The following is a 12,665-nucleotide window of genomic DNA, read 5'->3' on the forward strand; positions in this document are numbered from 1 at the left end:
TGCGCCCCATCCTACCGCACGGGGCGGCGTTCCATCCGGGGCGGCGGGTTCGCCGGCAGCCGATTCGCGCCACGGGGCGGGTATCATATAGACGGTATGTCTAATTAATTGGGCCAAGGAGATGATGCACATGCCGCGCCCACGTCACGATTCGGAACTGCTGCCAGCCAAGGAACGGATGCGCAACGCGTTCTGGGCGCTGCTGGAGGACCGCGAATACCGCAAGATCACCGTCACGGACATCGTGCACGAGGCGCAGGTGAACCGCAACTCGTTCTACTACCATTACGGCAGTCTCAGCGAGTTGGCCGACGACGCGATCCTGCATGAGGTGGAGAACACATCCATCGCCCAACTGGTCGACGAGACCACCGACGACCACGGCATACCCTCCATGGACGACGACGCCGTGCGCGAACACTGGCACAAGCGCATCAGCGCCGCCATCAACTCCTCCGAACACCGCACACGGCTCAACCACATGGCGCTTCTGGCCGGCCCGCACAGCTCCCCCGAACTGATGGACTCGCTACGCGATTTCACGCGCATGACCCTGTTCACCGCGCTGAAGCTGGACGAAAGCGATATGACGCTGCGCAGCGACCTGTACATCGACTTCGCCGTCGGCGGGATCCTGGCGATTCTGCGCCGTTGGCCGGAACTGCGGGAGATGAACGTGGCGCAGACCCTGTACGACGACGACATCGCCGCCATGGCCATCGGGCTGTACCTGTCGATGTCGGGCGACGAGGTGCGCGACTCGTGGAAGCGCATCTTCCGCCGCCGCGGGGAGGATGGGCCCGCGGACCAGTAGAGGCCGCGCCCCGACGCCCGTCAGGCTTCCTTCCGACGACGGCGGACCACCACGAACAGGATCACGCCCATGGCGGCGGCCACCGCGACAACCGCAATCGGCGTTACGACGCTGGCGCCGGAGTCCGCTATTGCCTCAGGCGGCTCCGCGGAATCCGCGTCCCCACCGTCCGGCTCCGAAGGATCCGAAGGGCCGGAGGGGCGCGAAGGGCCAGACGGGTCAGAGGGGTCCGATGAATCCGAAGGGCCGGAGGGATCTGACGGATCAGAAGGACCAGAAGGTTCCGACGGTTCCGAAGGTTCCGAAGGACCGATCGGGTCGTCGGGCTGGTCTGGTTCCTCCTCGTCGACGCGGCGGTCGGCGACGTGCACGATTACGGATCCAGTGAACAGGTTGCTCAGGTCCTGTCCACCCAGATCCTGTTTGGGGCTGTTGACTGTATTGTGTTCCATGCACTGCATCACCGTCAGACGCGACCATCCCGCATCCGCTCCCAACGTCTGCGGGTATCCCGTCCCGTCCGGAACGTACTGCAGATTGCCGTCGCCCGCGTAGCGCAGGTGCGTGGTCTCGCCGGTCGGCCGCCAAGCGGCGGACTCCCCCGGAGCCGTCGCCGAGGTCTGCAGCGCGGCGGTCACGTCGTGCAACGTTGCGTCGATGTCGTCATCCGCCGCGAACTGCACCATGCTGCGCACCAGGTATCCGACGCCGAGGTCCACGCGCACCCCGTCGTCGGCCACGCCCGCGTCGGCGAACACGCCCTGATCGTTCACGACGACCGGCACCGCCCGCGCGTTCGCTACGTACCCGTCCGGCGCGGCGGTCTCCACAAGTACGTAGTCGCCCGGGTCGAGCGTATGGCCGGCGGTCGGAAACGCCACCCCACCGTCGTCGCCGGTCGTCGCCTCGTCCACCGGCGAGACGCCAGGCGCCACGCCCAGGGTCACGGCCCCATTGCCATCGGGCCCGCGCACGGTCCATGCCGCCCCGGTTGTATCAGATGTATCAGAGTCCGTAACGTCCACCATGTCCGCGCGACGGTAGAGCGCGAACGTAGCACCGGCCAGCGGATTGCCAGCGGTGTCGGTTTTCGCCACCAGGAACCCGTTGCGAATGTTGGCGATATACAGCCGCACCGAGTACGCGTAGCTGAACCCCGCATACCCCGCGTCCGGTTCGGTGAGGATGCGATGAATCGTGCGAGCGGACGCTCCGTCTGCCCCACCACTGCCGGCTACGTAGTAGTACTGCACCGTGTACTGCGCACCCGACGTGTCCTCGCCGTTGTTCGCAAGCATGCCGTAGTACTGGTTCACGTCGCCAGGCAGGTTGTCGACCTCCACCTGATAGGCGCCGTTAGTGCCGAGCGCGAACGGGTATGGGGTGGCGCGCACGGCCTGCACGATCGAGGCCAGACTGTTGTCTGCGCCGACCTGCCAGCCGGCGAGTGCGTCCCCCGAAACAGGCGCCCAGTTGGCCGGGTCGTCGACGGGTGCGCTCATGCTGCGCCGTTTCATGATGACGGCGAACATGCTGCCACCGGACGGGTCGACGACGCTGATGGTGCCGTCGCCGTTGTCGATGCGGATCGGATCGGTGGCGGTGGCGGTGAGTTTGGCCTGCGACCATGCACCCGTGTCCCACTCGTTGGTGGATAGGAGCACGCCGTTCTCGAATCGCAGGTGCATGTCTCCGGGGTGCCGGTATCCGGCGGGCGCGCCCACCTCCCGCAGCACCATGTAGTCGTATTGCGCGTCGAGCTGTTCGAGGGTGATCGGGAAGCCGCGCTCATTGGTGAACACGAGTTCGCCGTTGGGGTCGGTGGTCCCCTCGTACACCGCGTCACCGATCGGCTGGTATTGGGCGTCGGCCGGAAACAGCTGGAATTGCGCGCCGCCGAGCGCCGCGCCGTTCTGGTCGACCTTGCGAATGCCGCTTTCCGGAATGGAGACGAGGTTGTATTTCAGGCTCATGTTCGAGTCGGTGTTGCCGCGTTCCAGATAATAGAAGTCGAGTGTGTGGTAGGTGTCGTCGGCGAAGGTGGGTCCGGCGAACTGCGCCGTGCCCGAGCCGGCGGCGGCGAACGCGTCGGCCAGCGTGGTCTGCTGGTATGGGGTGTCGACGCCCGCGTCGTACGCGTTGTTGTTGTTCCGGTCCCAGTACACGGTCACCGCGCCGGTGGCGAAGTCGATTTCGAGCGATGAGGCGTTGTGGATGCCGCCAAGGTCGCCGACGAGCACGTCGTCGATATACACCCATACATCGTCGTCGCCGGAGAAGTTGTAGGTGACGGGCGTGGTTTGTGATTCGTCGACGTGACCGCCGTACTGTTGGATGAACCGGGTGGCCATGCTCATGCCGAAGTAGTGGTTGATGACGGGACTGACGGAGGTCACGCCGTTGCGTTGCAGCGCGCCGCCGGACACGTTGAATACCTGCGCGCCCGTGTTGAACGGGAAGAACTGGCCGTTGGGCGAGGCGCCGCCCGTGTTCACGCCGCCTGCGTTGTACAGGGTGAACGCGTTGGTCGACTCGTTGAATTGGGCGAAGTTCGTCTGACTGTTGTAGGAGTAATAGCCTTGGTCGTCGACCTGGAGCAGGCCGGTGACGCCGGGGAACGCCTGTTTGCTAGGGCCGCCGGTGTTGGAGAACAGGTAGGCGAGCGATTCGCCGCCGAGGGTTGTGGAGAGTGTCGGGTAGCCGTCTGCACCGAGCGTGGAGGCCACGATGGCGGTGCGCGGATGGGCGCTGGCCGTCCATTTGTTGACGTTGTCGAGGTTGGCCTCGTAGGGGGCGGCGGAACGGCTGGCGTTTTTGTTGAAGTCGAGGACGTGGCCCGCGTTGATGCCGAGGTCGGCGATGTTGTCGGGGTCGATGTTGTCGGCTGCGCCACGGTCGGTGAGCCAGTAGTCGAAGAGGTTGATGGTGGTGCCGCGCGGTGTGACGCCATCCACGGTGTAGGGGGCGAGTGGATCGTCGGCTGCGCTCGCCGTGAGGGGCGATGCCGCCAAGGTCACCGCGATGGCGATGATGACGGCAGCCAGATAGCGGATGCGACCGGCTTGATGCCGGGAGGGGATGACGTGCATGGGGTTCTTTCCGATGGTTCGAATCGCTGAGTTTCACTCAGGCTAGTCCGTCCGGAATCCCTCGTCGGCATACGGGGGCACCCGTTACGCCCAACGCGCAGCATTCGCACGTTATTGGACAACCGTCGGGGCGATACGCGATTCCGCAACGTGCGCCAACGCCGCGTCGGACATGAACGAAGCAAATACCGGGCAAATAAATTTTTGGCGGAATACCAACGTTTTTGCGAGATTGACCTCCAAAAATGCGGTTACGAGGCAAATACCAGGCAAATAAAACAGTTCACTATGCCCAGGCAGGCACGTACCGCATTTTCTTCCGCGCGGCGTCGGCATCCACCGGCCGGATCAACCCGTTATCCACGCATTCCCTGATCAGCCGTGAAATCTGTGAGGCCCCGGAATCCGCCATGCCGAACCGTTCGCGCAATGATGCGTTCGTCAGCGATTGCGAGTTCGCGTACTGTATGCAGGCATGCCAGTAGCATGCCTGCCGGCGTTCCTCTCCGCTCATGTCGGCGAACGCCTTGTACTGTAACAGCCTCACGCTCATACTTGGAGCGTCGCCTTCCGACTGCTGAATCTCCGGCGACGGCAATTGCGATTCCTCACAGGCATCAATGATCTTGTCCCATCCGGATCCGGCTTCCTCGCACATATGCAGCCGCCTGGCCAGCGAGGCCAACCTCGGATTCCTGGTGGCGGGCGGGTCGTTCACCAGTCGTTCCACACGAATCAGCGAATTGCCGGGATTCGAGAATTCGATTCGCCCGTCGAAGATCTCGATCAACGGTCCCGCGCCGCGAATCGTCAGATCCTGGTGGATCAGCATGTTGGCGACCAATTCTCGTACCGCAAGTGTCGGATACCCCTTGAGGGTGACTCGCAAGGCACGTCCGATCTCCTCACGCTCGGGCAGCAGGGCCTCCACATAGTCGATGATGGCGTCCATATCGGCATACCCTGCCGACCATATCTTGCTGCGGCTCGGCGCGGAACGCCGGCTTCCGTCGTATCGGATGATCCGCAACGCCTTGCGTGCGACTGTAGGGAAACGCTGCATATCCGTTGCGAACAGCAGCGCACCAAGGTTTGTGACTGCATATTGACCGCTATCAAGCTGTTTGACGATCCGATCGGTCTCCAGAAAATGCAGTATCGCCGCCCGGCTTGCCGGAACAGGGGTATCGGTTTGCTTGAAGTATCTGTCCCAGTCCAGCAGCGATAACGCCTCGTCCTCGTGCAACCATTGCAACGCTATCTGATCTTCGAACGATTCGGACTTCGTGATCTCCCACAAGCGCTGCTCACGTTGGGAGTTCTTGGCCACCGGCTGTGTGGACGTGCCGGATCGGATGTATTCCGTACCGTCGAACGACACCGGATATCCGGCGGCCGGCCAAATGCGCAACACCACCATCGGCTTGCCTTGGACCATGGTTCGGATGAACCGGAATTCGGCGTTCTTGGAAAGCTTCAGCCGAAGCCACAACTCCAATTCCTGGCGGCTGTGCTTGGCCGTCAGCGGATTGAAGGTGGTCCCCACAACCTCATGGGTGTCGTCACGGACACCCCACACCATATACGCGTAGTCCTGCCCCTCAATCACGGCGGAGTTGGCCAGGGCGGAGATGTCTTTGCCGATCATGAAGGCGTCATCATTGGATTCCTTGAACTCAACGGTCTGCGATTCCGACGAGTTCGCAATCAATCGAGCAATCAGCTCTTCATAGTCCTCAGGCATGGCATGCTCCGTTCCATTAGCGGTTCCAATAATAGCCCACCGCGCACATACGAAGCAAATACCAGTCAAATAAAATTTTGGCGGAATTCCAACGATTTTCGGGAATCAAACTCAAAAATGACGGTTACGGAGCAAATACCAAGCAAATAAAATCCGCACAGGTTTCCTGGCAGGCGATACATGCCGAGTCCATCTGATTTGAGGGCCCTAGGGCGGCAAACACCGAAGCGGGTCCTCATCGGTTGCGATGAGGGCCCGCCTCAGTTATGGCCGGTAGACACGGTGGAACCGGTCGGCTGTTACTCGACGTAACCTACGGTGACGTCCGCGAACCGGCTTGCCATCCCCACCGTCACCGTATACGCAAAGAGGACCGCCGAAGCGACCCTCTCTGTTACTCTCGGCGGACGCCCGCCGAACGCGTCACGCGCTCACGACCGCGCGCACAGCGGCCCCTGCCAGTCCGGATACTCCACGTCACGCGCGGATTCGACCGGCTCCTCCGGCAGATGCCTGGCCGGAATCGTCTTGGGTTTGAACGGGAACCGCTCCGCGCGCATCGCCTCATATGCGGCGATCTCATCCTCGTGCTGCAGCGTCAGGTCGATGTCGTCGTAGCCGTTCATCAGACGCCAACGGGTGTAGTCGTTGACCTCGAATGGCAGCGTCACGTCGCCGCAGGTCACGGTACGCTCGCCCAGATCCACGGTCATCTCGCGGCCGGGCTCCTCCTCGAGCAGCTTCCACAGCAGCTCCACCGACTCCTGCGGCATGATGGCGGCCAGCACGCCATTCTTGGCGGTGTTGCCGTAGAAGATGTCCGCAAAACGCGGGGAGATGACCACGCGGAAGCCGTAGTCATGCAGGGCCCATACCGCGTGCTCGCGGGAGGAGCCGATGCCGAAGTCCGGTCCGGCCACCAGGATGCGACCCTTGCCAGCGTATTCGGGCCTGTTCAGCACGAACTCCGGGTCGCGGCGCCAGGCATAGAACAGGGCGTCGTCGAACCCGGTCTTGGTCACGCGCTTGAGGAACACGGCGGGGATGATCTGGTCGGTGTCCACGTTCGAACGGCGCAGCGGAACGCCCACGCCGGTTACCACAGTCAGTTTTTCCATCAGTGTTTTCCTTTACAGACTCTACAGATCGGCGGGGCAGGAGATGGTGCCGCGGATGGCGGTGGCGGCGGCCACGGCGGGCGACGCCAGATGCGTGCGGCCGCCCTTGCCCTGCCGGCCTTCGAAGTTGCGGTTCGAGGTGGAGATGCAGCGTTCGCCCGGCACCAGCTTGTCCGGGTTCATGCCCAGGCACATCGAGCAGCCGGCGTTGCGCCATTCGGCGCCGAAGTCCTTGAAGATCCGGTCCAGTCCCTCCTGCTCCGCCTGCAGACGCACGCGGGAGGAAGCCGGTACCACCAGCACGCGATGAATCGACTCGGCCTTGTGATGGCCCTTCATGATCGCGGCGGCCTCGCGCAGATCCTCGATGCGGCCGTTCGTGCAGGAGCCGATGAACACCGTGTCCACCGGGATGTCCTTGATCGGCGTGCCCGGCTCCAGTCCCATATAAGCCAGCGCGGAGGCGGCCGCATTGCGCGCGGTCTCGTCAGCGATCTGCTCCAGCACCGGCACCGTGGCGGTGATCGGCGCGCCCTGCCCCGGATTCGTACCCCAGGTCACGAACGGCTGCAGATCGGCGGCGTTCAGCGTCACCTCCTTGTCGAACACGGCGTCGTCGTCGGTCTTCAACGTCTTCCAGTACTCGACTGCCTTGTCCCACAGCTCGCCCTCCGGCGCATGCGGACGGCCCTTCAAGTACTCGAAGGTCACCTCGTCGGGGGCGATCATGCCGGCGCGGGCGCCCGCCTCGATCGACATGTTGCAGATCGTCATGCGCGCGTCCATCGACAGCTTGCGGATGGCCTCGCCGCGGTATTCGATCACGTGGCCCTGGCCGCCGCCGGTGCCGATCTTGGCGATGATGGCCAGGATGATGTCCTTGGCGGTCACGCCCTCGGGCAGCTCGCCCTCCACGTTCACGGCCATGGTCTTGAACGGCTTGAGGCTCAGGGTCTGCGTGGCCATGACGTGTTCGACCTCGGAGGTGCCGATGCCGAACGCGAGCGCGCCGAACGCGCCGTGCGTGGAGGTGTGCGAGTCGCCGCACACGATGGTCATGCCCGGCTGGGTCAGACCCAGGATCGGGGCGAATGCGTGCACGATGCCCTGGTCGGCGTCGCCCAGCGGGTGCAGGCGCACGCCGAACTCCTTGCAGTTGCGTTCCAGCGTGCTCAGCTGCGTGGCGCTCGTCTCGTCCGGGTTCGGACGGTCGATGTCCACGGTGGGCGTGTTGTGGTCCTCGGTGGCGATCAGCTGATCGACGTGACGCGGCTTGCGTCCGGCCAGACGCAGTCCCTCGAACGCCTGCGGGCTGGTGACTTCGTGCATCAGCATCAGATCGATGTACAGCAGATCGGGCGCGCCATCGTCACCCTTACGTACCAAATGATCGGCCCAGACCTTTTCGGCCAACGTACTTCCCATATTCCAAGTCTCCTTTGGTGCCAACCGTTTTGGGTTTCTCACCGTAAAAAACTTCAGCCATGCGGTATCCACATGGCCTCTCCTGTACGAGTATGGAGCCTGAACGGGGGCGCGAACTTTTGCGTTTCGAAATATGAGATGGCATAATCCACTGTATGACTGCTTCCAACACCACTGACCAGATTGCGGATCAGACCGCCGAGTCCGCGCTCAATGTTGTCCAGGATAACGAGATCCACTCCGGCGTCGGCGTGCTCGATAAAACCGTCAAGATCCTGGATGCGCTGGAATCCGGCCCGGCCACGCTGGCGCAGCTGGTCTCCGCAACCGGTTTGGCGCGGCCGACCGCACACCGTCTGGCGATTGCGTTGGAGCGGCATCGTTTCGTCCTGCGCGACCAGCACGGGCGGTTCACGCTCGGCTCGCGGTTCGCTGAGCTGGCCGCGGCCGCCGGCGAGGATCGCCTGCTCACCGCCGCCGGTCCGATGCTGCAGACCCTGCTGGACCGCACCGGCGAGTCGGCGCAGATCTACCGCCGTCAGGGCGATCAGCGCGTCTGCATTGCGGCCGTGGAACGCGCCTCCGGCCTGAGGGATTCGATTCCGGTGGGCGCCATGCTCTCGATGGAGGCCGGTTCCGCCGCGCAGATCCTGCTCGCCTGGGAGGATTCGGAGCGGCTGCACCAGGGGCTGCGCCACGCCAAGTTCACCGCGGCCAAGCTCGCCGCCGTGCGCAAGCGCGGCTGGGCGGAGTCGATCAACGAACGAGACGAGGGCGTGTGCTCGGTGTCCGCGCCGATTCGCAACGCCTCCGGACAGGTCATCGCCGCCATCTCCATCTCCGGCCCGAACAGCCGCATGGGCGCCGCGCCCGGCCGCCGGTATGCGCCGCTGGTCATGGCCGCCGGCAAGTACCTGACCGACGCGTTGGTCAAGGCCAGCGCCAGCCGCTGAAGCCGGGCCCGTTCCTGCGGTCAGCGCCGGCGGCGGAAGACGCCGGTCAGCCAGGACCACAGGCCGGGCTTGTGCAGCAGATCCATGCCCTCGCTGTCCGGCTTGACGCTGGTCATGCCGTAGGCGTACGCCTTCTTGGAATTCGGCTTGCCGACCAGACTGCCGAATTCCAGGAGCTGGGTTCTGGGCTCGTGCGGATGGCGGATGTCGAATTCGAACAGGCGCGCGGCGCGCTTCTCCGGTACCGGGCCATATGAGCCGAACCCGCAGGTGGGCGTGGCCACCAGCATGACGCCGTTATGCGTGCCCACGAACCCGTTGCGATGGTCGTGACCGACCGTCACGGCGAAATACCCGCGCGTCTCCTTCAGCAGTGCGAATTCGCCGTAATCGTGGTCGGAACAGCTGATGCCCTCACCCAGATAGCTGCCGGGCTCGGTTTTCGTCTCATCCAGCACGTAGCTGTGGCCGTCGAACGCGCGATACCCCTGGATCGCATTCGCCGCGTTCGCCGGCACCTCGCGCAGCAGATCGTAGTATTGCGGCAGTGCCAGATGCTGGAACAGCATCGACTGCTCCCCCAGCAGCTCCGGCACCCGGCGCAGGAATTCGAACCCCTTGCCGGACGGGGCCCCATACCCGCCGGACCGCGCGTAATCGCCCGAGTCCAGCAGCACCAGCCCCAGCACCGTATGGGTGTGGTCCACGTCGGACACCGGCAACGCGAACGTACCCGGCTCGCAGGGGTACACCATCTGGTCCAGCAGGCCGGAACCGGGCATCGTGCGCGGATGATCCATGCTGGCCGCGGTGGACTCCGGATTCAGACACCCGGGGAATTCGCGGTAGATGGCGTCGAGCTCGGCGTTATCCAGACCGCACTGGAAATCGTGGTTGCCGTAGGTCACCGCCCAGGGGATGCCGCGTTCCGTCAGCGGCGCCGTGAACTGGGCGATCATGCCGCGGACCTTCTCACGCGTGCGCTCCAGGTCGGCGGCATGGCGCTCCGCCGCACGCCGGTCGGTGGACTGCTGGACGGCGGCCCACCCGTTCGACCACCTGCGCTTGCGGAAGGTGTCGGCATAGGCCGTGTCGTACCCGGCGATCTGGTTGCCGGTGAAGATCGCGATGTCGGGGCGCGTGGTGTCCAGGGAGGCCTCGATCAACCGGATCGTGTCCGAGGAGACCTTGGGGCCGTCCTGGATATCGGCGAACTGCAGCACGCGGAACTTGCCGGATGCATGGAATTGCAGGCGTCCCAGCCGCGCGGACACGGACACCGGGCGTTCGTCGGTGGTGTCGGCCGGGCGGATGCGCGGACGCGAGGACTGCGTGGCTTTCTCACCGTGCTGCTGTTCGTTCATGGTTACAGGGTAAACCACAGGTGACGATTGTGAAAACAAAAAACCCTCGCTGTTGCGAGGGTCCTTGGCTGGGGTGCCTGGACTCGAACCAAGAATGGCTGAACCAGAATCAGCTGTGTTGCCAATTACACCACACCCCAATGGGAGGCGATACAGCTACCAGCTGCGTCGTCTTCGTACCCCCAACCGGATTTGAACCGGTGTTGGCGCCGTGAGAGGGCGTAGTCCTAGGCCGCTAGACGATGGGGGCTTGTTCAGTTTTCGTTGCTCGCTGAGCGGCAACAGATGATTAATATACAGAGGTTTCCTCGCCAGCGCAAGCCACGGCGTGTCGCCTTATTTTTCAACGATTCCGATGGCTCCATGCCGGATATACGGGCCCACCGCCCCACGGCGGTGGGCCCCAATCCGGTCACAGATGTGCGCGCAAACCCTCCAGGCGGGCGAGCGACACATCCTTGCCGACGATCTCCATCGACTCGAACAGCGGCGGGGACACGCGGCGGCCCGACATCGCCACACGCACCGGGCCGTACGCCAGACGCGGCTTATAGCCGCCCTCCTCCACCAGCGCCTTGTCCAGCAGCGCATGCAGCGGCTCGGCCTTCCAATCGGCCTCATCCACGCCACGCAGCGCTGCGATCGCCTTGTCCAGCACATCGCCGGCGGAATCCTTCAGCTGCTTGCGGGCGTCCGCGTCCGGCTCGATGTAGCCCTCGGTCGACAGCAGCGAACCCGCCATGCCGGACACCTCACCCAGCAGACGCACGCGCGGCTGGACTAGCGGCGCGGCGGCCGTCAGCACCTCGCGCTCACGGTCGGTCAGCGCATCCCACGAGTCGGCGGACACCACGCCGTCGCGGTGCAGGTACGGCACGGAACGGCGCAGGAAATCGTCGGCATCGAGCATGCGGATGTGCTCGGCGTTGATCGAAATCGCCTTGTCCAGGTCGAAGTGGGCGGGATTGGCCTTCACGTCGCGCACGTCGAACTTCTCGATCATCTCCTGCATCGAGAACACGTCACGGTCCGGGGCGATCGACCAGCCGAGCAGCGCCAAGTAGTTGAGCAGGCCCTCGGGGATGAAGCCGTTCTCGCGGTGCAGGAACAGGTTCGACTCCGGGTCGCGCTTGGAGAGCTTCTTCTTGCCCTCGCCCATGACGTACGGCATATGGCCGAACACCGGCATCTCCTTGGCCACGCCCAGCTCCATCAGGTACCGGTAGAGCACGATCTGGCGCGGGGTGGAGCTCAGCAGGTCCTCGCCGCGCAACACCACGTTCACGTCCATCATCGCGTCGTCAACCGGATTGGTCAGCGTGTACAGCGGGTCGCCGTTCGGGCGCACGATCACGTAATCCGGCACCGAACCGGCCTTGAACTCGATGCGGCCGCGGATCAGATCGTCGAAGACGATGTCCTCGTCGGGCATGCGGATGCGCAGCGCGGGCTGGCGACCCTCCGCGCGGAACGCGGCTTTCTGATCCTCGGTCAGGTTGCGGTCGAACCCGTCATAGCCGAACTCGGCCGGACGACCGGCGGCGATGTTGCGCTCCTTGATCTCATCCGGCGTCGAATATGACTCATACGCGTACCCGGCCTCAAGCAGGCGGTCGGCCACCTCCCTGTAGATGGCGGAACGCTCGGACTGGCGGTACGGGCCGTGCGGGCCGCCGACCTCCACGCCCTCGTCCCAATCCAGGCCGAGCCAACGCAGCGCGTCGAGGATCTGGTTGTAGCTCTCCTCGGAATCGCGGGCGGCGTCGGTGTCCTCGATGCGGAACACGAAGGTGCCACCGGTGTGGCGGGCCTCGGCCCAGTTGAACAGGGCGGTGCGGACCATGCCCACATGCGGGGTGCCGGTCGGTGAGGGGCAGAAGCGCACGCGCACGTTCGCGGGCAGCTCGGGCTTGCCGTCGGTCTTTTCCATGTTTTCAGCTTCAGTCATAGCCCCTATTGTGCCGCGCAACCGGGACGCGCCCCCTCCTCGCCAGCCCTACGTTGTTGCCGTGGAAAAGGTGACGCCGGAGTGGACGTTTCAGTCGACTATTCAACAGTCGAACAGGCTGCCCTGTGGAAAAGTATGCGGGACGGCTATACTGGACATGTTCGCGCGGTTGGTGGCAGCAGCCGTGCCACACATCGACCACTCACGCAT

Annotated in this window: 8 protein-coding genes and 2 tRNA genes; 2 read left to right on the forward strand and 8 right to left on the reverse strand. The window is 64.1% G+C overall.

Translation table 11 applies throughout. The features are described from left to right. Positions 1–130 precede the first annotated feature (130 nt). On the forward strand, positions 131–814 hold the full coding sequence (locus tag BIGA_RS06825; RefSeq protein WP_033505428.1) for a TetR/AcrR family transcriptional regulator: 684 nt from the start codon (positions 131–133) through the stop codon (positions 812–814). A 20-nt stretch (positions 815–834) separates the two neighbouring features. On the opposite strand, the gene BIGA_RS09695 is transcribed toward BIGA_RS06825, so the two are convergent. From BIGA_RS09695 to leuC, 4 genes are all read right to left on the reverse strand, one after another. Beyond that, complete coding sequence (locus BIGA_RS09695; protein WP_051917151.1) at positions 835–3,903, reverse strand: SpaA isopeptide-forming pilin-related protein; 3,069 nt, start codon at positions 3,901–3,903, stop codon at positions 835–837. 286 nt (positions 3,904–4,189) lie between these two features. Continuing rightward, complete coding sequence (locus BIGA_RS06835; protein ID WP_033505430.1) at positions 4,190–5,647, reverse strand: ATP-binding protein; 1,458 nt, start codon at positions 5,645–5,647, stop codon at positions 4,190–4,192. A gap of 431 nt (positions 5,648–6,078) precedes the next feature. Further along, positions 6,079–6,765, reverse strand: coding sequence for a 3-isopropylmalate dehydratase small subunit (gene leuD, locus BIGA_RS06840; RefSeq protein ID WP_033505432.1), 687 nt, complete (start codon positions 6,763–6,765; stop codon positions 6,079–6,081). A 21-nt stretch (positions 6,766–6,786) separates the two neighbouring features. After that, the gene (gene leuC, locus BIGA_RS06845) at positions 6,787–8,190 is read right to left on the reverse strand and encodes a 3-isopropylmalate dehydratase large subunit (RefSeq protein ID WP_033505434.1); all 1,404 of its coding nucleotides are present in this window, start codon (positions 8,188–8,190) and stop codon (positions 6,787–6,789) included. Between the two features lie 155 nt (positions 8,191–8,345). Between leuC and BIGA_RS06850 the strand changes: the two genes are divergently transcribed. Further along, on the forward strand, positions 8,346–9,143 hold the full coding sequence (locus tag BIGA_RS06850) for an IclR family transcriptional regulator (protein ID WP_033505436.1): 798 nt from the start codon (positions 8,346–8,348) through the stop codon (positions 9,141–9,143). Between the two features lie 20 nt (positions 9,144–9,163). Here BIGA_RS06850 and BIGA_RS06855 read toward each other — a convergent pair whose 3' ends face one another. The 4 genes from BIGA_RS06855 to gltX all read right to left on the reverse strand — a co-directional run bounded on the left by BIGA_RS06855 (position 9,164) and on the right by gltX (position 12,455). After that, entirely contained in the window at positions 9,164–10,507 is a 1,344-nt protein-coding gene (locus BIGA_RS06855; RefSeq protein WP_033505438.1) for a metallophosphoesterase family protein, read from the reverse strand. A 65-nt stretch (positions 10,508–10,572) separates the two neighbouring features. Then, positions 10,573–10,647 (reverse strand) — tRNA-Gln (locus BIGA_RS06860). A gap of 37 nt (positions 10,648–10,684) precedes the next feature. Further along, positions 10,685–10,757: transfer RNA gene (locus BIGA_RS06865), tRNA-Glu, on the reverse strand. 162 nt (positions 10,758–10,919) lie between these two features. After that, entirely contained in the window at positions 10,920–12,455 is a 1,536-nt protein-coding gene (gene gltX / locus BIGA_RS06870) for a glutamate--tRNA ligase (protein WP_033505440.1), read from the reverse strand. Between the last annotated feature and the right edge of the window lie 210 nt (positions 12,456–12,665).

Origin of the sequence: Bifidobacterium pullorum subsp. gallinarum (assembly GCF_000741215.1) — a bacterium.
In the GTDB taxonomy this organism is placed as follows: domain Bacteria; phylum Actinomycetota; class Actinomycetes; order Actinomycetales; family Bifidobacteriaceae; genus Bifidobacterium; species Bifidobacterium pullorum_B.

Bases quoted from the DNA above. Each gene is read 5' to 3' on its own strand.
- leuC (WP_033505434.1), bottom strand. From the start codon at position 8,190: ATGGGAAGTACGTTGGCCGAAAAGGTCTGGGCCGATCATTTGGTACGT.
- gltX (WP_033505440.1), bottom strand. From the start codon at position 12,455: ATGACTGAAGCTGAAAACATGGAAAAGACCGACGGCAAGCCCGAGCTG.
- BIGA_RS06825 (WP_033505428.1), top strand. From the start codon at position 131: ATGCCGCGCCCACGTCACGATTCGGAACTGCTGCCAGCCAAGGAACGG.
- BIGA_RS06835 (WP_033505430.1), bottom strand. From the start codon at position 5,647: ATGCCTGAGGACTATGAAGAGCTGATTGCTCGATTGATTGCGAACTCG.
- BIGA_RS06850 (WP_033505436.1), top strand. From the start codon at position 8,346: ATGACTGCTTCCAACACCACTGACCAGATTGCGGATCAGACCGCCGAG.
- BIGA_RS06855 (WP_033505438.1), bottom strand. From the start codon at position 10,507: ATGAACGAACAGCAGCACGGTGAGAAAGCCACGCAGTCCTCGCGTCCG.
- leuD (WP_033505432.1), bottom strand. From the start codon at position 6,765: ATGGAAAAACTGACTGTGGTAACCGGCGTGGGCGTTCCGCTGCGCCGT.
- BIGA_RS09695 (WP_051917151.1), bottom strand. From the start codon at position 3,903: ATGCACGTCATCCCCTCCCGGCATCAAGCCGGTCGCATCCGCTATCTG.